Annotated in this window: 1 protein-coding gene; it reads right to left on the bottom strand. The window is 71.7% G+C overall.

Annotation, left to right across the window (positions count from 1 at the left end; genetic code table 11):
* On the bottom strand, positions 1-935 hold a 935-nt coding region (locus DD1DGNOD_RS26500), incomplete at both ends, for a sensor domain-containing diguanylate cyclase (protein WP_165036408.1).

The following is a 935-nucleotide window of genomic DNA, read 5'->3' as shown; positions in this document are numbered from 1 at the left end:
GGATCGACTCCAGCAGCCGGTCCGCGACATCGCGCGCCCGGGCGCTGTCGGTGTCACCCAGGATGACGGCGAACTCGTCCCCGCCAAGGCGGCAGACGGCGTCCTGCTCCGTCCCGGCCCCTTGCAGGCGGGCACCGATGATCCGCAGTACCTCATCGCCGGCGTCATGGCCGTAGGTGTCGTTGACCGACTTGAACCGGTCGAGATCGATGAACAGGACCGCGAACGCCGGTGTCGGACGCTCGGCGGCAAGGGCGTCGAGCCGGCGGGCGAACAGCGCCCGGTTCGGTAGGCCGGTGAGGGCGTCATGGAACGCCTGGTAGCGCAGCTCGTCCTGCAGGAGCCGGCGCTCGCCGATCTCGTGGCAGGTCAGCAGGATACCGGCGACCTCCGGGCGGTCGCGCAGGTCGATCGCCTCGATGTCGAACCAGCGGTGGCCGCTGCCCGCGGTCGACAGCCGGACGTCGCGGACCGCGGCGGTCCCGGCCTCGGCGGCCCGGTGCAGGAACTCCGCCAGGGTGGCCGCGTCGTCCGGGTAGGCGATGTCGGACAGTTGCCGGCCGAGGCAGGACGAGGCCGGCAGGCCGAGCAGGAGCGCGGCGGCGGAACTGACGAAGGTGACGCTCCCGTCCGCTCCGGTGGCGATCACGATGTCATGGGCGTTGTGGAGCAGGGCCTGCAGGCGCCCCTGCTCCCGGCGGATCGCCGCTTCGCGCCGGCCGTTGAGGACGGTGAGCCCGACGAGCGCGGCACCGACGACGGCCAGCAGGCTGCTGTCACGGGTGAGCTGACCGGAACGGATGTCCCGGTAGAAGGCCGGGACCGGCTGTTGGAACACCAGGTAGCCGCCATTGAGCAGATTCGCGACCGGAGAGGCGATGGTGATGCGGTCGCCGGCGCCGGCCAGATCGATCTGCCTGGCCTCACCCTCCCGC

This window comes from Candidatus Protofrankia californiensis, from assembly GCF_900634765.1.
Lineage (GTDB): Bacteria > Actinomycetota > Actinomycetes > Frankiales > Frankiaceae > Protofrankia > Protofrankia californiensis.
This window is presented reverse-complemented; position numbering and strand designations above follow the sequence as displayed.